The sequence below is a fragment of the Pseudomonas sp. B21-036 genome (assembly GCF_024748925.1).
GTDB lineage: Bacteria > Pseudomonadota > Gammaproteobacteria > Pseudomonadales > Pseudomonadaceae > Aquipseudomonas > Aquipseudomonas palmensis.
Genome location: NZ_CP087178.1, coordinates 5271766 through 5293777 on the forward strand (window position 1 = coordinate 5271766; position 22012 = coordinate 5293777).

Below are 22012 nucleotides of genomic sequence, written 5' to 3' on the forward strand. Positions count from 1 at the left end.
ATATTCACTGCACTTTAACTTCGGCATCAAAAACCTCACGCCGCACGATAACTTTTCGCAATAACCTCCCCGCATTGCAGACTGGCATAAATACCAGTTTACAAATCAGAATGGCTCTACATCGGACATTACAGACACTTTCAGGCAAGTACCTGCGCGCTCGCTGAAAGTGTGTCGTTGTTCCGTTAGTTGCAGCTTCATCTAACCTCATCAGCATTGAACCTTTCGCCCGAATGCCTGGGAACGCCATGAACAATGCGGCACCTGCACCTGAAACGTCAGGCCTGAAGATAGAAATCCGTACCATCCACCCGGTGCCCCTCGACGAGCGTCACGGCAAGGCCTGGCACCTGGGCCCCTTCTGGTTCACCGGCAACTTCGTACTCACCACCATGGTCACCGGCTTCGTCGGGCCCGCCCTGGGTCTGGCCGCCTGGCAGGCGGTGCTGGCGATCCTGCTCGGGGTGGCCCTGGGCACCCTGTGCATGGCCCTGCATGCCAACCAGGGCCCGCGCCTTGGCCTGCCACAGATGATCCAGTCCCGTGCCCAGTTCGGCCTGCGGGGCGCCGTGCTGCCGTTCATGGCGGTGGTGTGCGTGTACATCGGCTTCAACGTGTTCAACGTGATCCTGGCCACCGATGCGCTGACCACTGTGCTGCCGGGCAGCGATGCCTTCTGGTACGCACTGCTGATCGCGGTGGCCGTGGTGATCGCCGTGGTCGGGCACGACCTGCTGCACACCGTGCAGCGCTGGCTCACCTACCTGCTGATCGGCGTGTTCGGCCTGCTCACCCTGGCAGCGCTGCTGTTGCTGGAGGCCGACACCGTTCAGCGCCAGCTACAGTTTTCCTGGTCGGGCTTTCTCATCCAGCTGTCGGCCGCCGCCGGCTACCAGATCAGCTACTCGGTGTATGTCTCGGACTACTCGCGCTACCTGCCGCCCAGCACCTCGGCGCGCAAGGTGGTGCTATGGACCTATCTGGGCGCCGCAGGCTCTGCGGTGTGGCTGATGTCGCTGGGCGCACTGGTAGCCTCGGCAGTGGTGGCGCCCGAAGCCATCAGCAGCCTGCAACACCTGGGCAACCGCTTCCTGCCCGGCTTCGGCACTTTCGCGATCCTGATGGCGGTGCCGGCGCTGGTGGGCATCATGGCCGTCAACTGCTACGGCGCGCTGCTGACCGGCATCAGCGCGATCACCGCGTTTCGCCCGCTGGCGCCGGGGCTGGCCGGGCGTGCCCTGGGCCTGGGCGGCATTGGCGCGGTGGTGTACCTCACCGCCATCGCGTTGCCCGACAGCTACCTCGACAGCTTCAACCTGTTCCTGCAACTGATGCTGTATGTGCTGGTGCCCTGGAGCGCAATCAACCTCACCGACTACTACCTGTTGCGCAAAGGCAACTACGTGATCCCGGCCATGTTCGACCCGGCGGGCGAATACGGCCAGTGGGCCTGGGCCGGCATCCTGGCCTACCTGGGGGGGCTGCTGGCGATGCTGCCCTTCGTGTCGCTGGCCGGCGTGCAAGGGCCGGTGGCGGTGGCGTTGTCCGGCGCCGACCTGGCCTTCGTTCCCGGCTTCATCGTTTCGGCCCTGCTGTACTGGCTCCTGATGCGCCACCTGCCCGGCACCCCGCCGCCCCCGGTCGCCGAGCGCAAGGCGCCGCAGCCATGACCCCATCCCCGCAAACCGTGCGTGTCGGGTGCTACCAGTTGGCGCCCACCATTGCCAATCCAAGCTACAACCTCGACCGTACCCGGGTGGCCATCGCCGAGGCCGCCGAGCGCGGCGCGCAACTGCTGGTACTGCCCGAGCTGGCGCAGAGCGGCTACGCGTTCTACGACCGCGAAGAGGCCCACGCGCTGTCCGAGCCCCGTGACGGGCCGACCCTCGAGGCCTGGGCCCGGCAGGCCGCCAAGTACCAGATCATCGTGGTGGGCGGCTTCTGCGAGCGCCTGCCCGACGGCCAGGTGGCCAACAGCTCGGTGCTGATCGAGCCCGATGGCCGACGCACCTTCTACCGCAAGGCCCACCTGTGGGACCGCGAAACGCAGATCTTCACCCCCGGCAGCGAGCCGCCGCCGGTGGTGGACACCCACCTGGGGCGCATCGGCATGATGATCTGCTACGACCTGGAGTTTCCCGAATGGGTGCGCCTGGCGGCGCTGCGCGGTGCCCAGCTGCTGTGCGCACCGGTGAACTGGCCGGACACCTCCCGGCCCGGCTTCCAGCGCCCGGCCGAGGTCATCCGGGTTCAGGCCAGCGCCTCGGTGAACCGGCTGTTCGTCATTGCCTGCGACCGCTGTGGCGAGGAGCGCGGGGTTGGCTGGGTGGGCGGTTCGACCCTCACCGATGCCGACGGCTATGTGCTCAAGGGCGGCAAGCGTGTCGGCAAGAAGCAGCTGCTGCTGGCCGACATCAGGCTGGGCCAGGCACTGGACAAGCAGATCAGCGACCACAACCACGTGCTGGCCGACCGGCGCCCTGCGCTGTACCACGAGCTGCTGCGCGACTAGAACTCGATGCGCACGTCACCACGCGGCACGCTGCAGCACGACAGGATATAGCCTTCGGCCTCGTCGTCCTCGGTGATGCCGCCGTTGTGCTCCATGTCCACCTCGCCACCCAGCTTGAGCACCTTGCAGGTGCCGCAGATACCCATGCCGCAGGCCTTGGGGATCATCAGCCCGAGCTTGGCGGCTGCCGCATGCACCGTCTCTCCCGGCGCCACGCGGATGCTCTTGCCGCTGGCGGTGAACTCCACCTGGTGCTGGTCGGCCACGTCCACTTCGGCGGCCTCGGCGGCCTGCTCGGCGTTCTCTACCGCATCGGCCTTGGCCTCGGGCGGCGTGGCGCCGAACGACTCCTCATGGTAGCGCTGCATGTCATAGCCGCTGGCTTCGAGCATGCGCTTGACCGCGTTCATGTAGGGCGTGGGCCCGCAGCAGAAGATCTCGCGTTCCAGGTAATCGGGCGCGATCAGCTCCATCAGCTTCTGGTTCAGGTAGCCGCGATAACCGGCCCATGCCTCGCCCAGGCCATGCTTCTCGCAGATGATGTGCAGGCTGAAGTTGTCGATCCGCGAGGCCATGTGCTCCAGCTCGCGGTGGTAGATGATGTCCTTGGGCGAACGCGCGCTGTGCACGAACACCATGTCGACATTGGCATTGGTGTCATAGAACCAGCGCGCCATGGACATCACCGGGGTGATGCCCACCCCGCCGCTCAGATACAGCACCCTGGGGCTGGGGAAGTCCATCGCGTTGAACAACCCCACCGGCCCGTGCACGGCCAGCTCCTGGCCTTCATGCAGGGTGTCGTGCAGCCAGTTGGAAACCTTGCCGCCGGGTACGCGCTTGATGGTCACCGAAAAGCTGTAGGGCACCGAGGGCGAGCTGGAGATGGTGTACGAGCGCATGATCGGCTGACCGTCGATTTCCAGCTCCAGGGTCACGAACTGCCCCGGCTTGAAGAAGAACAGGATCGGCTGGTCGGCCATGAAGCAGAAGGTGCGCACATCCCAGGTTTCCTGAATGACCTTGACGCAGCGCACGGTATGCCGGCCGTTGGCCCAGGTCTGAGTGGTCACCGGGTTGAGGAAGTTGTTCGACATGCTCGTCTCCGCGGCCGATCGGGGCCTGTTATGGCGACGATGATGCGCAAGGTGCAGGCGGCGCACATTCCTGTTCGCGACATCGGCGTACTTATCGCGACCAGCCCCCGCCCACAAGGGCTCGCGCGTCGGGAACGGATCTGGCCATGTCGCCCATGGGCATGGTTGCCGGCGCGGGCGAACGCACACTCCATCGCACATCAATCTGCTGTCTGAGCCCCGCGTCGCCACACGAACGATTAGCCACTTTCGCGGCCCGCACGGGCCATGAGGACCTGAACGATGGACGTCACCGCAACCTTGAGCCTGGGCGACCCACTGGACGCTGCACGCAAGGCCACCGCCGACATGCTGCAGACCCGCGAGCGCACCTTCTCGCTGCCGCAACCCTTCTACACCGATGAGCGGTTGTTCCAGATCGACATGCAGGAGATTTTCCACAAGGAATGGCTGATTGCAGGCATGACCTGCGAGATCCCGGCCAAGGGCAACTACCTGACCCTGCAGATCGGCAAGAACCCGATCATCGTGATCCGCGGTGCCGAGGGCAAGGTGCATGCCTTCCACAACGTGTGCCGCCACCGTGGCTCGCGCCTGTGCACCAGCGACAAGGGCAAGGTGGCCAAGCTGGTGTGCCACTACCACCAGTGGACCTACGAGCTGGACGGGCGGCTGCTGTTCGCCGGCACCGAGATGGGCGACGACTTCGACATGCAGCAGTACGGTCTCAAGCCGGTGAACGTGAAGACCGCCGGTGGCTACATCTTCGTCAGCCTGGCCGACAACCCGCCGGCCATCGATGACTTCCTCGCCACCCTGGCCCATTACATGGAGCCCTACGACATGGAGAACACCAAGGTGGCGGTGCAGACCACCCTGATGGAAAAGGCCAACTGGAAGCTGGTGCTGGAGAACAATCGCGAGTGCTACCACTGCAACGCCTCGCACCCGGAGCTGCTCAAGACCCTGCTCGAATGGGACGACGTCACCGACCCGCGCGCCGACCAGGCGTTCAAGGATCACGTGGCGGCCAGCGCTGCGGCGTGGGACGCGGAGAAGATCCCCTATGCGCATGCCAGCTTCGGCCTGCGCAACCGTATCGTGCGCATGCCCCTGCTCAAGGGCACGCTGTCGATGACCCTGGACGGCAAGCTGGGCTGCCAGAAACTGATGGGGCGCATCCAGAACCCCGACCTGGGCTCGATGCGCATCCTGCACCTGCCGCATTCGTGGAACCACTGCATGGGTGATCACATCATCGTGTTCACGGTATGGCCGATCAGTGCCCAGGAGAGCATGGTCACCACCAAGTGGCTGGTGCACAAGGATGCGGTTGAGGGCGTGGACTACGACCCGGCGCGCATGCGCCAGGTGTGGGACGCAACCAACGACCAGGACCGGCGCCTGGCCGAAGAGAACCAGCGCGGCATCAACTCGACGGCGTATCAGCCGGGGCCGTATTCGAAAACCTACGAGTTTGGCGTGGTGAATTTCGTGGACTGGTACAGCGAGCGGATGCTGAGCAACCTGGGCGCGGCGCCGGCGCCTTACCTGAAGGGCGTGGCGGCGCAGTAGTCCCATTCGCCGGCAAGGCCGGCTCCTACGCATCAACTGTAGGAGCCGGCCTTGCCGGCGAAGAACCCCATAACCTGTACAAATTTTGACCAACCCCCGCAAACCCCAGCCCCTATTGCCCCATACCTACTCCACCAACACTTTATCCACAGCCACACCCACAGCAATTGTGGGCAACCCTTGTGGAAAACTTCCGCCCAGCGCCCTTCAATCCACAGCGTGCAATAGATCAAAAAGTGATCAAACCTCTGTAAGCCTTTGAATACGTGCCCCCCAGCACTGCACGAACACCTTATCCACAAAGCCGCCAACAGACTTTGTGTGCAAGTAGCCCTCTTTGCAAAACCCATGTGGATAAACCGCCGAAACCCCCGATTTTCGCTGCCGCGTGAGTATTTCGCGGTGGATTGACGAGGTTTTGTGCGTTTTTTGATCAAATAGCTGAACACCTTTAACCACGTGACCTGCAGCCATGTCCGAACAGATTATCCACAGAGCCGCCAACAAGGATTGTGAGCAAAACTGCCGTCTCGCTGGACGACGGGCATGAAAAAACCGCGAAAAATTCGCGGCGTGTATTGATCACTATTTGAACAATAGCCTGCAGGCCACGGTTGACGTGGCCTGCAGCCATAGGCAAACACTTTATCCACAGAACCGCCAACAGACTTTGTGCACAACCCTTCAGCGCAGCACACCCTCCTCCACCAACAGCTTCAGGATCGCCTCGGCGCCTTCGCTCGGGGTCACGCCCTTGAGTACCTGTCCACCGCCGCCACTGGCCTTCGCCGTGGCGGCTTTCATGCGGTCGGCACCGCTCTTGGCCTTGATCACCTTGAGGCGTTTGGGCCGGGGTCTGGCCGGCTGCAATACAGCATCTGTGAATAACTCGTCCTCCACCACGGCCACCTTATGGGCCGCCAACAGCCCGCGTTGCGCCGGCCCATAGGCGCTCTGGCGCGGCACCGGCGCGGCGTTATCCACAGTGGCGAGCATCGGCAGGCGCACGCTCAGGCGGCGCCGCTGCCCCCGTGGCAGGGCCTGCAGCACCTGGGCCACGCCATTGTGGATGGATTCCACCTGCGCCAGCCCCACCACCAGCGGCCAGCCCAGGCGTTCGGCCAGCAGAAACGGCAGCATGCCCGAGCCTTCGCCGGTTTCGGCCTGGCTGCCGCTCAGCACCAACTGCGCCCCCGCCTCGCGCAGGTAGTCGCCGAGCACGCCCAGCACATCGGCGCCTGCGGGCTGCTGCAACACGTCCAGCTGCGCCAGCCCCATGCCCAGGTACGCGCGCAGCGCAGGCTCGTGCGGGTCGCCGGCATGCAGCACCTGCAGGTTATCCCCAGCCAGTTGCAACCCCAGCTCCACGGCCCGCGCATCCTGTTCGGCGCGGCGCATGCGCCCCGAGGTGGGGTGGGCGCCGATCGAGACCAGGCTGATGACCTTGATGTTCATGAATGCCCCCTCAGGCCGCATCGCGCCGGGCGCCGTTGCGATAGTTGTCCACAGCCTCGATCAGCGCCTGCAAAATCGCCGCGCTGTCACCGATTACCGCCAGGTCGGCACGCTTGATCATGTCGCAGCCGGGGTCCAGGTTGATCGCCACCACCTTGTCGCAGGCACCGATGCCCTGCAGATGCTGGATCGCCCCGGAGATACCCACAGCCACATACACCCGCGCCGTGACCCAGGTACCGGTGGCCCCCACCTGGCGATTGCGCGGCATGAAGCCATCGTCCACCGCCACCCGCGAGGCCCCTTCGGTGGCCCCCAGCGCGACGGTGGCCCTGTGGAAAAGTGCCCAGTCCTTGACCCCGTTGCCGCCCGACAGGATGAATTCGGCCTCGGCCATGGCGATGGTGGCCGGGTCCACCGGCACCGGTCCGAGGTCTTCGATACGCGCCAGGCTGCGCGCCGCGCCTGTGGACAACTCCACCGGCAGGGCTTCATGGCGGGTTTCGCTGACCGGCTCCGCACATTCGGCCGCCGCCAGGATCAGGCGCGCCAGCCCGCGTACCAGGTCCTGCTGGCCAGCCCCGGCGCGCCCGCTGCACAGCCCGTCCTTGACCTGCCACACCCGCGTGGCCGGGCGCTCGCCCAGCGCCGCGGCAAGGCGCCGGCCCAGCTCGCCGCCACCGCTGCGGCTGTCGGGCAGCAGCCAGTGGCGCGGGTTGAACTGGTTATCCACAGCCCGCAGGCCTTGCACCCGCTGCTCCGGTGCATAACCTGCGAACGCGTCACCGTCGATCTGCAGCAGGCGGTCGACGCCGAACGTGCCGAAGGCGGTTTCCTTGTGCTCGCCAAACACCACTGCCAGCACCGCGCCGTCGCTGCCGGCCAGGCCGTGGGCCAGCCCGAGCACATCCCGGTCGTGGCTGCTCAGGCGCCCGCCGACCATGTCCGGCACCACCACGATGTAGAACGCCGGCAACGGCACCTGATGCAGCGGCACCAGCACCTCGGCGGCGGCGCTGCGCTTGCTCGTAGCGCCCTGGCTGGCGCCGCTGCGATCGATGCGCTTGATCCCATTGGGGCCGATGAAACCCACCGCATGCGGGTTCTTGCGCAGCACGCCATTGGGCCCCATCCACTGCGTCTGTTGGGCCTGCATGGCTGCGTGCAGCGGGTGCAGGCGGTTGCGTGCAATCCACTCGGCACGCGGGTCACGCCGGATGATGTCGCTCATGGGTCCACCTGCGCAGGTTCTGGTTGGCTTGCTACCGGCGTGCTGGCAACCGTCGCTTCACGCAGCGCGTCGGCCACCAGCTCGGCCAGGTCCTTGATCTGCGGGCGTGGTTCGACCACGCCTTCGAGCATCGCGGTGCACTGCGGGCAGCCCACGGCCACCACCTCGGCGGCGGTCTCGCGGATGTCCTGCATGCGCATGTCGGGAATGCGCTGCTTGCCCGGAATGTCGGTGATCGGCGCACCGCCGCCGCCGCCGCAGCAACGCGAGCGAAAGCCGGAGCGCGCCATCTCGCGCACCTCGATGCCCAGCGCGCGCAGCACCTGGCGCGGCGCCTCGTACTCGCCGTTGTAGCGGCCCAGGTAGCACGGGTCGTGATAGGTCACGCTGGCGCCCTTGTGCGGCGCCAGGTCAAGGCGGCCGGCGGCGATCAACTCGGCGATGAAGCTGCTGTGATGCTGCACCTGGTAGTGCCCGCCCAGCGCGCCGTATTCGTTCTTCAGTACATGGAAGCTGTGCGGGTCGCAGGTGACGATGCGCGTGAAGCGGTACTGCGCCAGGGTCCGGATATTGCGCCGGGCCAGTTGCTGGAAGGTGGCCTCGTCGCCCAGCCGGCGGGCCACGTCACCGCTGTCGCGTTCCTCCAGGCCGAGCACGGCAAAGCCTACATTGGCCGCCCTGAGCACCTTGACGAAGGCGCGCAGGGTGCGCTGGTTGCGCATGTCGAAGGCGCCGTCACCCACCCACAACAGCACGTCGGTGCCGTGCACCTCGCCCAGCACCTCGAGGTCGAGGTCGGCGGCCCAGTTCATGCGCCCGCCCGGGGCGAAGCCGCCGGGGTTGTCGGTGGCGATCAGGTTGTCCAGCACCTCGGCGCCCTTGTTCGGCGTGGCGCCTTTTTCCAGGGTCAGGTGGCGACGCATGTCGACGATCGCATCCACGTGCTCGATCATCATCGGGCACTCTTCCACGCACGCCCGACAAGTGGTGCACGACCACAGCGTGTCGGCATCCACCAGGCCGTCGACGATCGGCTGGTGCGGGTTGCCGCCGTGTTCGCCGAGCGGTTTGCCGGGGTACGGGCTGCCGGCAAACTTCGCATCGGTGCCACCCGCCAGGCCCACCACCATGTCCTGGATGAGTTTTTTCGGGTTCAGTGGCTGGCCGGCGGCGAACGCCGGGCACGCGGCCTCGCATTTGCCGCATTGCACGCAGGCGTCGAAGCCAAGCAACTGGTTCCAGGTGAAGTCCCTGGGTTTTTCCACACCCAGCGGTGCGCTCGGGTCTTGCAGATCCAGCGGCTTGAGCCCGGTGGAGCGTCCGCCGCCGAAGCGTTCGGCGCGCCGGTGCCAGGCCAGGTGCAGGGCACCGGCGAAGGCGTGCTTCATCGGCCCGCCCCAGGTCATGCCGAAGAACAGCTCGCTCACACCCCACAGCACGCCCAGCCCGAGCAAGGCCACCAGCACCCAGCCACCGGTACCTTCGGGCAGGATGCCGGCTACCGGCAGGGTGGCGATGAAGAAGCTGGCGGAAAACACCAGCAGGCTTTTCGGCAGGCGCATCCACGGGCCTCTGGACAGGCGCGCGGGCGGGTTCAGCCGGCGCCTGTAGACGAACAGCGCACCGCCGAACATCAAGGCGGTGGCCACCAGCAGGGCGTAGCCGAGGAGGCGGTTGTGCAGACCGAAACCGTGCACCAGGATCGCCAGTACGGCGGCCAGCACGAAGCCGCCGGCGGTGGCGACGTGGGTGTTGGCCATGTACCTGTCGCGGGCGACCACGTGGTGCAGGTCGACCATGTACCGGCGTGGCATGGCCAGCAGGCCCTTGAGCAGCTCGACCCGCGATGGCCGGCCTTGGCGCCACATCCGCACGCGCCGCAGCGCGCCGAGCACGGCCAGGCCGAGGGCGGCGAACAGCAGCAGGGGTAGCAGGGTGTTCAACATGGGAAGCTCCCGACTGGGCACATCGCACATCTGCCTGTAGGAGCCGGCGTTGCCGGCGAATGCAACGACACAGTGTCATGTCGATTGCGCGGTGGCCGCTTCGCCAGCAAGGCTGGCTCCTACAGAAAGAAAGGGCAGTGAACGATCAGAAATCCTTGCACAGGCGCAAGGCGTCGTAGATCGCCGCATGGGTGTTGCGCTGCGCCACGCAATCGCCGATCCGGTACAGCAGGTACCCCTCCCCCGGCTGGCTCAATATCGGCTGCGGCTCAATCGCGAACAGCGCCTCCACATCGATCTGGCCCTTGTTGCGCGAGCCCTCCTTGAGTGCGTAATACAGGGTCTCGTCGGGGCGCACACCGTTCTCGATCACCACCTGGTCGACCACCCGCTCCTCCCGTGCCCCGGTGTATTCGTTCTCCAGCACTGCCACCAGCTTGTCACCCTCGCGGTAGACCTTCTCCAGCATCAGGTCGCCGGTCATGATCACTTCCTTGGGGTACATGCTGCGGTAGTAGGTGGGGAACGAGGTGCCGCCAATCGCCACCCCCGGCTTGATGTCGTCGGTGACGATCTCCACCTGGCTGCCCTTGTCGGCCAGAAAATCCGCCACCGACATGCCGGTGAATTCGCAGATGGTGTCGTACACCAGCGCGGTCTTGCCCGGCGCCACCGTGCCGTCGAGCACGTCCCAGCTGCTGACCACCAGGCCCTCGGCCGCGCCCCAGTGCTCGTTCTGCTCGATGAACGGGTGCCCGCCCACCGCCAGCACCACCACGTCGGGGCGCAGGTCCATGAGGGTGTCGACGTCCGCCGCCGTACCCAGGCGCAGGTCGACCTTCAGCCGCGCCAGCTCCAGCTGGTACCAGCGCGTGATGCCGGCGATCTGGTCGCGTTGCGGAGCCTTGGCGGCGATGCTGATCTGCCCGCCGATCGCCTCCTTCTTCTCGAACAGGGTCACGTCATGCCCGCGCTCGGCCGCCACCCGCGCCGCCTCCATGCCGGCCGGGCCGGCACCGACCACCACCACCTTGCGTCTGGGGCCGGCGGATTTCTCGATGATGTGCGGCACGCCCATGTATTCCCGCGAAGTGGCGGCGTTCTGGATGCACAGCACGTCCAGGCCCTGGTACTGGCGGTCGATGCAGTAGTTGGCGCCCACGCACTGCTTGATCTGGTCGATCTGGCCCATCTTGATCTTGGCGATCAGGTGCGGGTCGGCGATGTGCGCGCGGGTCATGCCGACCATGTCCACGTAGCCGCCCTCCAGAATGCGCGTGGCCTGGTTGGGGTCCTTGATGTTCTGCGCGTGCATCACCGGCACGCTCACCACCTCCTTGATGCCCGCCGCCAGGTGCAGGAACGGCTCGGGCGGGAAGCTCATGTTGGGGATCACGTTGGCCAGGGTGTTGTGGGTGTCGCAGCCCGAGCCGATCACGCCGAAGAAGTCCAGCATGCCGGTAGCGTCGTAGTACCTGGCGATTTCCTTCATGTCCTCGTGGCTGAGGCCATCGGGGTGGAACTCGTCGCCGCAGATGCGCATGCCCACGCAGAAGTCGGGGCCGACTTCCTCGCGCACCGCCTTGAGCACTTCCAGGCCGAAGCGCATGCGGTTCTCGAAGCTGCCGCCCCATTCATCGGTGCGCTTGTTGACCCGCGGGCTCCAGAACTGGTCGATCATGTGCTGGTGCACTGCCGACAGTTCCACCCCGTCCAGCCCGCCTTCCTTGGCGCGGCGCGCGGCCTGCGCGTAGTTGCCGATCACGCGCCAGATCTCCTCCGGCTCGATGGTCTTGCAGGTGGCGCGGTGCACCGGTTCGCGGATGCCCGAGGGCGACATCAGGGTCGGCCAGTGATAGCCGTCCCAGCGCGAGCGCCGGCCCATGTGGGTAATCTGGATCATGATCTTGGCGCCGTGCTTGTGCATGGCGTCGGCCAGGTTCTTGAAGTGCGGGATGATGCGGTCGGTGGCCAGGTTGACCGAGGCCCACCACTGCTGCGGGCTGTCGATGGCCACTACCGACGAACCACCGCAGATGGCCAGGCCGATACCGCCTTTGGCCTTCTCTTCGTAGTACTTCACGTAGCGCTCGGTGGTCATGCCGCCGTCGGTGGCGTACACCTCGGCGTGTGCGGTGCTCAGTACCCGGTTGCGGATGGTCAGCTTGCCGATCTGCAGCGGCTGGAACATTGCTTCGAAAGCCATGGCGGGTTCCTCGACTTACAGGGGCTTGACGATGAACAGGCCGTCGTCGTGGCCGTGTTCCGAACCGCCGTAGACCTGCTCGGCGACCGTGCGAAGGGGGCTGCCGCGGGCCGCCAGGATCTGGTCCATGGCGCCAGCGAACCAGCCGGTGAACATGTAGTCGACCTTGCGCCCGACCTTGCCGTACACATAGACGAAGGCCGAGTGTTCGAGCCTGACGCTGGCGGTACCCCTGTCGAGGTCGATGTCCTGGATCGTGAACAGCCCCCAGCCGCGTTGCGACAGGCGCTTCATGTAGTGCTCGAACACCGCCACGCCCTGCAGGCCGTGGCATTCGGCCTCCTTCTCGCACCAGTGCCAGGCCGACTTGTAGCCGGCCTTGTACAGAATCTCGGCGTAGGCGTCGGCGCCCAGCACCTCTTCGATGCCCATGTGGTTGTTGACGAAGAAATGCCGCGGCACGTACAGCATCGGCAGCGCGTCGCTGGTCCACACACCAGTTTCGCTGTCGACTTCGATGGGCAATTGCGGGGCGATCTTGGCCATGGAAACTGAACTCCATAAAAGAAAAAGGATGCGGCTGGGTGAGGCGTGGGGTTACTCGCCCCAGACGTCTTTCAGGACATTGACCCAGTTCTCGCCCATGATCTTGCGCACCACCCGCTCGGGGTGGCCGCGCTTGAGCAGGGTTTCGGTGAGGTTGGGAAATTCGCCCACGGTGCGGATGCCCAGCGGGTTGATGATCTTGCCGAAGCTGGTGAGGCGGCGCGCATAGCCCTTGTCGTGGGTCAGGTACTCGAAGAAGTCCTGGCCGTGGCCCTGGGTGAAGTCGGTGCCGATGCCGATGGCGTCTTCACCCACCAGGTTCATGGTGTATTCGATGGCCTCGGCGTAGTCGTCGATGGTCGCGTCGATACCCTTGGCCAGAAACGGCGCGAACATGGTCACGCCGACAAAGCCGCCATGGTCGGCGATGAACTTCAACTCGGCATCGGACTTGTTGCGCGGGTGCTCCTTGAGCCCGGAGGGCAGGCAGTGGGAATAGCACACCGGCTTTTTCGATTCGAGGATGACTTCCTCGCTGGTTCGGGAGCCGACGTGGGACAGGTCGCACATGACCCCCACGCGGTTCATCTCGGCGACGATTTCGCGACCGAAGCCGGACAACCCGCCGTCGCGCTCATAGCAGCCGGTACCCACCAGGTTCTGGGTGTTGTAGCACATCTGCACGATGCCCACGCCCAGCTGCTTGAAGATCTCCACGTAGCCGAGCTGGTCCTCGAAGGCATGGGCGTTCTGAAAGCCGAAGAGGATGCCGGTCTTGCCCTGCTCCTTGGCCTTGCGGATGTCGGCGGTAGTGCGTACCGGCAGTACCAGGTCGCTGTTTTCGCGAATCAGCTTCTGGCTGGCGACGATGCTGTTGATGGTGGCCTGAAAGCCCTCCCACACCGAGACAGTGCAGTTGGCGGCGGTGAGGCCGCCCTTGCGCATGTCCTCGAACAGCTCGCGGTTCCACTTGGCGATGATCAGCCCGTCGATAACGATGCTGTCTGCGTGCAATTCGGCCGGGCTCATCAGGCTGTCCCCTTGTATGACGTTGCGGCGCCGAATCGTCTGCCGGCGCTTTGGGGCCAGCATATGCCTAGGCGCCAGGTCGCCAGGATGCAAAAACGACAGGGGAATTGCCGAAAACGTCAAGGTGCGACAAAGGCCGGCATGGCCATTGGCCGTTGGCCGCTTTCGCGACGCGCAAGAATCGGCTCAAATAGCGGTTTGCCCGACGCCCGCCCGGCGTCGTGTTCAGACAAGGAATGCCAGACCATGCTGACGTCGATCGAACAGGACGGCCACGTCCTTCACCTGCGCACGCGGGAAAGCTTCAACCTGTTCGACATTGATTCGGTGTCGCTGATCATCGGGCCCAACGGGTCGGGCAAGAGCCGCTTTCTGCAGCGCACGGTAGAGCAGTTCGCCAGCCGCAGGCTGCCGGATTTCGGCAGTGACTGCCAACTGGTGTTCAACTATGTCGATCAGCGCAAGCCTCAGGACTGGGGCGTTGTGTATTACACGCCGGTGCAGAACCGGATCGCCTTTCGCGCGCAGAAGCACTTTGTGGATGCATCACAGCGTCGGGAGCAGGATCTGCTTCAACTGTATGAACACCGCGAAATCATCGAGAGCTTCGGGCTGAAGATAAACCTGCTGGTCAAATTGCGTGCAGATGAAAAAAAGGTCGGTGATTTTCTGGCCTTGGCACTGGTGGAGGATGAAAAGGGCCGCTATGCCAGCAAGCGCCACCAGCCGCAGCTGCGATCGATACGCGATCTGAAGGCGCGCCTGGAGCGGTTTTCCGACTTCAACGGCGATCAGCGCGAGCTGACGTACCTGCAGAATCAGTACAAGCGTGAACTTAGCCTTCTGAGTGGCTATGTGCTGGACGACCTGCGCACGAGGGAGCCCGCGGCATCAAACGTCCTGACGGCACTCTGCGCCACGTTCCACCACATGCAGAAACAGAACTACGACATTCTGAGCTACATCGCGCTGATCGACGAACACTTGCCCTCAAGCTACTTCCAGCACATTGACCCTGGCTCCTTGCAACAAAAGAAACACGTGGGAAGCCGCCGCCTGTTCAGGTACATCCTCGAACGCCTGGACAACTTCGCATTCGAAAAAGGCCCACGTGGCGTGTACCAGTACGCCTTGACCAATGAGCAGGAGCGCCTGCATTTTGCCTCGGATCGGGAAGGACCGTTCGAAATGGTCCTGCCTGGCATGAGCTCCGGCCAATGGGCGATCTTCAACCAGATCATTTCCCTGTACGAAGCGATCAAGCGCCTGGCCGCGCCGCCAGCCGGCAACCGCGCCTCCCCGCGCGAGCCGATCACCAAACTGCTGGTGCTGATCGATGAAGGCGACGCCTTTTTGCACCTGGCGTGGCAACGCAAGTACATCTGGCAAATGAACAAATTTCTCAGCGAGTGCAAGCACACCTTCGGACTGACCCTCCTGCAATTGATCATCGCCTCCCATTCCCCGCTGCTGGCTTCCGATGTGCCCGGCGAATTTGTGTGCCAGTTGAACCTGGAGGACCACGCGCAAAACAAAGGCCGGGCCGCGAGCAACGATGACTTCATCGAGCCCGACACCACCTCGCCCTCCTTTGCCGCACCGCTGCACGCCATCCTCAACCGCTCCTTCGGCGCTGTCACTATCGGCGAATTCGCCGTGCGCCGGATCAATGCCGCGATTGCCGCGCTGAAAGCCGGCACATATGGCCCTCAGGAGAAGTACCTGATATCGGTGGTGGACGACCCGATCATCCAGCGCGAACTGCAGCGCCTGGTGCCGCACACAGAGCACCAAAGCCAATGATCATTTCCATGCCCGACAACTGGCGTGCGGCAAGGCCGCGGCATACGCAGTACCTGCAGGAACGGATTACGGCGTTCGTCAACAACGATCGTCCCAAGGCAAAGAACTGGTACAGCCGCACCTTTGTGGCTGATGTCGAAAAGGCCATCCTCTCGGACAGCCGCGCGCAAATGGAATGGTCCATTCATGAGTTGCTGGACTGTCGGCAGTTCATGACGGATGAGGTCTACGCCGATCTGCTCAGCGACCTCAAGCGCGTGTTCAATTACGACACGTTCAGTGCCAAACCCCGAAAGCCCATGCCTGACCACTGGGACGCCTACGCCTTGTGTGCCAGCTCGCAACTCGCCACCTGCCCGTACTGCAACTACAACTATGCGCACACCCTGTTCAGGGACGGCCAGGGGGCGATGCGTCCAACGCTCGACCACTTTTATCCCAAGGCGCTTTACCCGCACCTGGGCCTGACCCTCGCCAATCTCATCCCCAGTTGCTACGCGTGCAACTCGTCGCTCAAAGGCGAAGCGGACTTCTTCCTCCACAAGCACTTGCATCCTTATTTCGACCAGGAGTCCGTCAACTTCGAGTGCTACCACCCGGAACACGACTTTGTTTCGGTGCTCATGGCGTTTGATGCCATCCAGGGCTCGCTGTGCGTAGAACTGCAGCCCCGTGCCGATTGTGACCTGACCCGCAACAGCGTCTCGCTGTTTGCCCTGCGCCAGCGTTATGCCCGGTTCAGCAAGGAAGGCATCAATTTCATCGCCGCCCAATTCGCTATCGAGGCCCTGTTGAGCAACCTGAACACGGCCAGCCGCTGGGACCCGGGCGAATACCTGGACCTGGAGCAGGTAACGCTGCGTACCCGCCTGTTGCGTTTCGAGCGCTCGGAGTACAGGGAGTACCCCTTGGGCAAGATGTACGCCGATCTTTTCGACCAGTTTCATCGAGGCTGGGAGGACCTGAATGAAACCGCTTAGCGTCGGGCGACGGGTCTCTGTCATTTAGCCTGGCACTGAGCGAGAATCGACCCCCACCTTCCACACACCGGTTGCGAGGATGTCGCTGATGAAATCGATGGTATGGCTGCTGCTGGCGCCGTTGGCCTTTGCCGTGCACGCCGAGGAAAGTGACGCTCCCACCCCGTGCGACAACGTCGAGACGGCCCAGCAGAACTACGCCTGCGCCGCCTACAGCCGTACGGTCGCCGAACGCGAGCTGAACGCCGCCTTCGGCGACCTGCTCGAACGCATCAAGGAACAGTATGCCGGCCAGGGTGCGAAGATCACCGAACTGAGCAACCGCCTGAACGCCGCCCAGAACCTGTGGAAGCAAGTACGCGACGCCGACTGCAAGGTCGAGACCTTCGACAGCACACCGGGCAAGGAGTACGACGCCGCACTGAACACCTGCCTGGCGCAACGCAGCGACGACCGCTCCGAATACCTGCAGTCCCTTGGCCTGCAAAACTCCGATTGAGGCACCCCATGAAAATCTGCGGCATCGAAATCAAGGGCAGCGAAGCCCTGCTGGCCGTGGCCAGCCTGGACGCCGGCCAGCCCGTGCACGTTGGCGTGGCCACCAAGAAGATCGGCCTGGAGGATGACGAGGATGCCGCCCAGGTAAAGGCATTCGCCGCACAGGTCAGAGCCTTTGTCAGCGAGCATGGCATCGGGCAATTGGCGATCAAGAAGCGTAGCAAGAAAGGCGACTTTGCCGGCGGCCCGACCACCTTCAAGATCGAGGGCGTGCTGCAGTTGCTGGACAACTGCACGGTGGAGCTGGTGTCGCCGCAGACCGTCAGCGCCCAGGCCAAGAAGCACAATCTCGAGCTGCCGGGAACGCTGAACAAGTATCAGCATGAGGCCTACAAGAGCGCCTGTGCGGCGCTGCTCAAGCGCGGCTGAGGGCGCCTGCGCACGTCACTGATCTAGCCAAAAACGACCTGTTCATAGGTATGCTGGCCATGCCCCTTGTCGCCACCGCGCAGCGCTCCCAGAATCGGGGCACCCTTCGCCTCGAACAAGGACAACCGCCATGATGCACGCCGATTTGATCGATCAGGACGACCTGCTGGGCCAACTGCGCGCCCTGGGCTTCGAGATGCCTGCCGGCGCTAGCGCCGAGCAGGCCTGCGAATGTGCGGTACGCGGCTTGAGCGCGGAACGCGCCCGGGCCCTGCGCGGCCTGGTGGAGCAGTTGTACACCGGCAGCGCGACGATCCTGCCGGCGGTGCGCCAGGCGATCGACAAGCAGTTGCTGCCGGCGCTGGCGAACCACAAAAGCCTTCACGGTTGACCCCATCGCGGGCCAAGCCCGCTCCCACAGGCGCTTCACTGCCCTTCAGAGCAGCGATGTACCGGTGGGAGCGGGCTTGACCTGCGATGCGGTCGGCCTGGTCTACAGCCTCACACTGGCAAACGTCGACTCATTGCGCGCCTGACTCAGCGCCGACATCGGCCCGGCCAGCGGCGACAGCACCAGCGCCTGCGGCAGCGGCATCATCGCCACCTGCTGGGCCGTGTTCGAGCCTACCCGCTCATCACGCGGCGGTATCCCGAAGTATTCCCGGTAGCACTTGGAAAAGTGCGGCGTGGACACGAACCCGCACACCGACGCCACCTCGATGATCGACATCGGCGTCTGCTTGAGCAGCTGCCGCGCACGAATCAGCCGCAGCTTCAGGTAATAGCGCGACGGCGAACAATGCAGGTACTTCTGGAACAACCGCTCCAGCTGACGCCGCGACACCGCCACGTACACCGCCAGTTCGTCCAGGTCGATCGGCTCTTCGAGGTTGGCCTCCATCAGCGCCACGATTTCCTGCAGCTTGGGCTGGTTGGTACCGAGCATGTGCTTGAGCGGCACGCGCTGGTGGTCCTGCTCGTTGCGGATACGCTCGTACACGAACATCTCCGAGATCGCCGCCGACAGCTCGCGGCCATGATCGCGGCTGATCAGGTGCAGCATCATGTCCAGCGGCGCGGTGCCGCCCGAGCTGGTGAAGCGGTTGCGGTCCAGGGTAAACAGGCGCGTGCTCATGCTCACCCGCGGGAAGGCCTCCTGCATCGCGGCCAGGCACTCCCAGTGCACGCTGCAATCGAAGCCATCGAGCAGCCCCGCACAGGCCAGCGCCCAGCTGCCGGTACACACCGCCCCCAGCCGACGCGACTGGCGGGCCTGGCTCTGCAGCCAGGTCACATGTTCACGGGTCACGGTGCGCTGGATGCCGATGCCGCCACACACGATCACGGTGTCCATCGCCGGCGCCGCATGCATCGCCGAATCAGGAGTGATCTGCAGGCCGTCGCTGGCCCACACCTGACCGCCATCCACGCTCAGTGTGCTCCAGCGATACAGCTCGCGACCCGACAACTGGTTGGCCATGCGCAGCGGCTCGACCGCGGAGGCCAGGGAGATCAGCGTGAAGTTGTCCAGCAGCAGGAAACCGATGGATTGGGGGGTGCGGTTCTGGTTTGGGGTTGCGGAGTTGTACGACGTCATCGCGATCTCTCCTCACACAATGCAGGGTGTGCCTCAGGCTCGGGCTTTTTGTCATGGCCCCGGTTCGATTGCAGGGGCTTTGCCAAACCCAACGCAAATGCCATGCCCAAACTTGAATACGCATTCAACAACACCTGAAAACGACATCGCGATGTGTCTAGTTCGCCCACGCCCGCAGGGTCGCTTTTAAACGCAAAAGGCCGGGCCAAAGCCTGTCTGTAGTCCCGTTGTGAAATTGGGTAGCACTTGTGGGAAGGATGCCCAGAAACGACAACGCGCGGTGTCACCGCGCGTGCTGGAAGGGGTGGCCTGGCCAGTGAATCGCCATCGGCCGGGGCGCGCCAAAACGCAGCGCACGCTCAAAGCGATGGGCCAAAACGGCGCAGCCACGCCTCAGCATTCGATGGCGTTCACCGCCAGCCCGCCGCGAGAGGTTTCCTTGTACTTGTCGTGCATGTCGGCGCCGGTGTCGCGCATGGTGCGGATCACCCGGTCGAGGGAGATGAAGTGCTCGCCGTCACCGCGCAAGGCCATTTGCGCGGCGTTGATCGCCTTGACCGCGGCAATCGCGTTGCGCTCGATGCACGGCACCTGCACCAGCCCGCCAACCGGATCGCAGGTCAGCCCCAGGTTGTGTTCCAGGCCGATCTCGGCGGCGTTCTCCAGTTGCGCCGGGGTGGCCCCGAGCACTTCGGCCAGGCCCGCCGCCGCCATTGCGCAGGCCGAGCCGACCTCGCCCTGGCAGCCGACTTCGGCGCCGGAGATCGACGCGTTCTTCTTGCACAGGATGCCCACCGCCGCCGCGCCCAGAAAGAAGTCCACCACGCTGGCTTCGCTGACCTCGTCGCTGAAGCGCATGTAGTAGTGCAGCACCGCCGGGATGATGCCTGCCGCGCCGTTGGTGGGGGCGGTGACCATGCGCCCGCCTGCGGCGTTTTCCTCGTTGACCGCCAGCGCATACAGGTTGACCCACTCCATGGCACTGAGGGTGGAGCCGATCACGTTGGGCTTGCCCAGCTCCTGCAGGCTGCGGTGCAGGCGTGCCGCGCGACGGCGCACATTGAGCCCGCCCGGCAGGATGCCCTCGTGGCGCAGGCCGTTTTCGACACAGGCCTGCATGGCCCGCCACAGGGTCATGAGCCCGGCACGGATTTCAACCTCGCTGCGCCACACCTTTTCGTTCTCCAGCATCAGTTGCGACACGCGCAGGTCGTGCTGCCGGCACAAATCCAGCAGTTCCACGGCACTGTTGAAGTCGTAGGGCAGCACGGTGGTGTCGGCGTCCAGCACACCGCTGGCCGCCTGCGCCGCGTCCACCACGAAGCCGCCGCCCACCGAGTAGTAGGTATCGCGGTGCAGCTCGCCCTGCTCGCCCTCGGCGATCAGGGTCAGGGCGTTGGGGTGGTACGGCAGGTTCTCGTCCAGCAGGCGCATGTCGCGGGCCCAGACGAAGCCGACCGGCCAGCGTCCGTCCAGCAGCAGGCTGTCGGTTTCGCGCAGCGTGGCGATGCGCGGGGCGATCTGCGCCGGGTCGATGGCGTCCGGCCATTCGCCCATCAGGCCCATGATCACCGCGTTGTCACTGCCGTGACCGATGCCGGTGGCCGACAGCGAGCCGTACAGGCGCACCTCGATACGCCGCACCCGGGCCAGCAGGTTGCGCTCGCGCAGCCCCTGCACGAACAGCGCTGCGGCGCGCATCGGGCCGACGGTGTGCGAGCTTGAAGGGCCGACACCGATCTTGAACAGGTCGAACACACTGATGGCCATGCCGCGTACCTCTGGCTGCTACGCTGAAAAGGCGGCAATCCGCCGGTTTCGCGCATCATCAGGCTTTTGTCAGCGACCACGACGTCTGCAACCGACGCGCTCTTGTCCAGCAGCGCCGCCCGTTGCCAGGGCAGGACCTGCGCCGTTTTTTTGCGGTGCACATGCGCCAGAACCGCGTTTTTCGAGGCCGACGACACTGTAAGCGACCTCATTGGCACTGGATGCGACCCTGCCTGTACTGGATACGACGCACCCGGTAGGCGTTTGATTTTCGCTGTTAGATGATCGGTACCGACTCGATTGCACGGCCCCTGTCCCGTGGGACATCCGAAAAAACCAGGAGTCCACCATGAAAGGTTCACCCCCGCTGTTGCTGGCCGCGCTGCTGAGCCTGCCGGCGCTGGCCCAGGCCGTGGAGCCCGAGCAGTGCCACACCGTCAACTTCTCCGACGTCGGCTGGACCGACATCACCGTGACCACTGCAGTCACCAGTGCGGTGCTCCAAGCGCTCGGCTACAAGACCCGCACCACCATGATCTCGGTACCGGTGACCTACAAGTCGCTGGCCGACGGCAAGAACATGGACGTGTTCCTCGGCAACTGGATGCCGACCATGGAAAACGACATCAAGCTGTACCGCGATGCCGGCACCGTCGAGACCGTGCGTGCCAACCTGGAGAATGCCAAGTACACCCTGGCCGTGCCCCAGGCGCTGTATGACAAGGGCCTGAAGAACTTCGCCGACATCGCGAAATTCAAGAAGGAGCTGGACGGCAAGATCTACGGCATCGAGCCGGGCAACGACGGCAATCGCACCATCCAGAGCATGATCGACAAGAATGCCTTCGGCTTGAAGGACGCCGGCTTCAAGGTAGTGGAGTCAAGCGAGGCCGGCATGCTCGCGCAAGTCGACCGTGCCCAGCGCCGTGGCACCGACGTGGTGTTCCTCGGCTGGGAACCGCACCCGATGAACACGCGCTTCAAGATGAAATACCTCGAAGGCGGCGACGACTTCTTCGGCCCCGACTACGGCAAGGCCACCGTGCTCACCAACACACGCAAGGGCTACAGCCAGGAGTGCAGCAACGTCGGCCAGTTGCTCAAGAACCTCTCCTTCACCCTGGACATGGAAAGCACCCTGATGGGCAAGGTGCTCGACGACAAGGTCAAGCCCGACGTCGCCGCCAAGGCCTGGCTCAAGCAGAACCCGCAGGTGCTCGACACCTGGCTGGCCGGCGTGACCACCGTGGATGGCAAACCGGGCCTGGAGGCGGCCAAGGCCAAGCTGACGCAGTAAGCACGCCCCGCGCCGGGGGGCGATTGCCCGGCGCGGGTTGT

At 64.4% G+C, this 22012-nt stretch carries 18 protein-coding genes; 9 read left to right on the forward strand and 9 right to left on the reverse strand.

Translation table 11 applies throughout. From position 1 onward, the window contains the following. The first annotated feature begins 248 nt into the window (after positions 1–248). A complete protein-coding gene (locus LOY33_RS24055) occupies positions 249–1670 on the forward strand; it encodes a cytosine permease (RefSeq protein ID WP_058541804.1) in 1422 nt (473 codons plus the stop codon). Then, entirely contained in the window at positions 1667–2512 is an 846-nt protein-coding gene (locus LOY33_RS24060; RefSeq protein WP_078480831.1) for a nitrilase-related carbon-nitrogen hydrolase, read from the forward strand. The genes LOY33_RS24055 and LOY33_RS24060 overlap by 4 nt, the downstream gene beginning before the upstream one ends. On the opposite strand, the gene gbcB is transcribed toward LOY33_RS24060, so the two are convergent. After that, the gene (gene gbcB, locus LOY33_RS24065) at positions 2509–3609 is read right to left on the reverse strand and encodes a glycine-betaine demethylase subunit GbcB (RefSeq protein WP_043863626.1); all 1101 of its coding nucleotides are present in this window, start codon (positions 3607–3609) and stop codon (positions 2509–2511) included. The two genes, LOY33_RS24060 and gbcB, sit on opposite strands and share 4 nt — an antisense overlap. A gap of 282 nt (positions 3610–3891) precedes the next feature. Here gbcB and gbcA point away from each other — a divergent pair, with 282 nt between their 5' ends. Beyond that, positions 3892–5184, forward strand: a complete 1293-nt coding sequence (gene gbcA / locus LOY33_RS24070; protein ID WP_043863625.1) for a glycine-betaine demethylase subunit GbcA — start codon at positions 3892–3894, stop codon at positions 5182–5184. Positions 5185–5868: 684 nt separating this feature from the next. Here the strand turns inward: gbcA and LOY33_RS24075 are convergent. The 6 genes from LOY33_RS24075 to LOY33_RS24100 all read right to left on the reverse strand — a co-directional run bounded on the left by LOY33_RS24075 (position 5869) and on the right by LOY33_RS24100 (position 13597). Then, positions 5869–6639 carry an electron transfer flavoprotein subunit beta gene (locus LOY33_RS24075; protein WP_258660289.1) on the reverse strand — a complete coding sequence of 257 codons (771 nt, stop codon included), beginning with the start codon at positions 6637–6639 and terminating at the stop codon, positions 5869–5871. 10 nt (positions 6640–6649) lie between these two features. After that, complete coding sequence (locus LOY33_RS24080) at positions 6650–7870, reverse strand: electron transfer flavoprotein subunit alpha/FixB family protein (RefSeq protein WP_116052368.1); 1221 nt, start codon at positions 7868–7870, stop codon at positions 6650–6652. Further along, entirely contained in the window at positions 7867–9816 is a 1950-nt protein-coding gene (gene dgcB, locus LOY33_RS24085; RefSeq protein ID WP_043860356.1) for a dimethylglycine demethylation protein DgcB, read from the reverse strand. The genes LOY33_RS24080 and dgcB overlap by 4 nt, the downstream gene beginning before the upstream one ends. A 145-nt stretch (positions 9817–9961) precedes the next feature. Further along, on the reverse strand, positions 9962–12022 hold the full coding sequence (gene dgcA, locus LOY33_RS24090) for a dimethylglycine demethylation protein DgcA (protein WP_258660297.1): 2061 nt from the start codon (positions 12020–12022) through the stop codon (positions 9962–9964). A gap of 15 nt (positions 12023–12037) precedes the next feature. Next, entirely contained in the window at positions 12038–12568 is a 531-nt protein-coding gene (locus tag LOY33_RS24095) for a 4-vinyl reductase (protein WP_054916693.1), read from the reverse strand. A 51-nt stretch (positions 12569–12619) separates the two neighbouring features. Beyond that, positions 12620–13597 (reverse strand): dipeptidase, encoded by a 978-nt coding sequence (locus LOY33_RS24100; RefSeq protein WP_043860376.1) that lies wholly within the window; start codon positions 13595–13597, stop codon positions 12620–12622. A gap of 246 nt (positions 13598–13843) precedes the next feature. Between LOY33_RS24100 and LOY33_RS24105 the strand changes: the two genes are divergently transcribed. The 5 genes from LOY33_RS24105 (at position 13844) to LOY33_RS24125 (ending at position 17698) form a co-directional block, all read left to right on the forward strand. Next, positions 13844–15400 carry an AAA family ATPase gene (locus tag LOY33_RS24105; RefSeq protein WP_185061955.1) on the forward strand — a complete coding sequence of 519 codons (1557 nt, stop codon included), beginning with the start codon at positions 13844–13846 and terminating at the stop codon, positions 15398–15400. Between the two features lie 8 nt (positions 15401–15408). Further along, positions 15409–16380 carry a hypothetical protein gene (locus LOY33_RS24110; RefSeq protein ID WP_116052369.1) on the forward strand — a complete coding sequence of 324 codons (972 nt, stop codon included), beginning with the start codon at positions 15409–15411 and terminating at the stop codon, positions 16378–16380. A gap of 88 nt (positions 16381–16468) precedes the next feature. Then, positions 16469–16879: a lysozyme inhibitor LprI family protein gene (locus tag LOY33_RS24115; RefSeq protein ID WP_054916696.1), complete on the forward strand. Its 411-nt coding sequence runs from the start codon at positions 16469–16471 to the stop codon at positions 16877–16879. Positions 16880–16887: 8 nt separating this feature from the next. Further along, entirely contained in the window at positions 16888–17307 is a 420-nt protein-coding gene (locus LOY33_RS24120; protein ID WP_043860360.1) for a DUF3010 family protein, read from the forward strand. 130 nt (positions 17308–17437) lie between these two features. Further along, entirely contained in the window at positions 17438–17698 is a 261-nt protein-coding gene (locus LOY33_RS24125) for a hypothetical protein (protein WP_043860361.1), read from the forward strand. Between the two features lie 102 nt (positions 17699–17800). Here LOY33_RS24125 and LOY33_RS24130 read toward each other — a convergent pair whose 3' ends face one another. Next, positions 17801–18904: a GlxA family transcriptional regulator gene (locus LOY33_RS24130; RefSeq protein WP_043860362.1), complete on the reverse strand. Its 1104-nt coding sequence runs from the start codon at positions 18902–18904 to the stop codon at positions 17801–17803. Between the two features lie 393 nt (positions 18905–19297). Next, positions 19298–20674, reverse strand: coding sequence for an L-serine ammonia-lyase (locus LOY33_RS24135; protein WP_123753433.1), 1377 nt, complete (start codon positions 20672–20674; stop codon positions 19298–19300). A gap of 349 nt (positions 20675–21023) precedes the next feature. On the opposite strand from LOY33_RS24135, the gene LOY33_RS24140 reads away from it, so the two are divergent. Beyond that, a complete protein-coding gene (locus LOY33_RS24140) occupies positions 21024–21971 on the forward strand; it encodes a choline ABC transporter substrate-binding protein (protein ID WP_258660304.1) in 948 nt (315 codons plus the stop codon). The last annotated feature ends 41 nt before the right edge of the window (positions 21972–22012 follow it).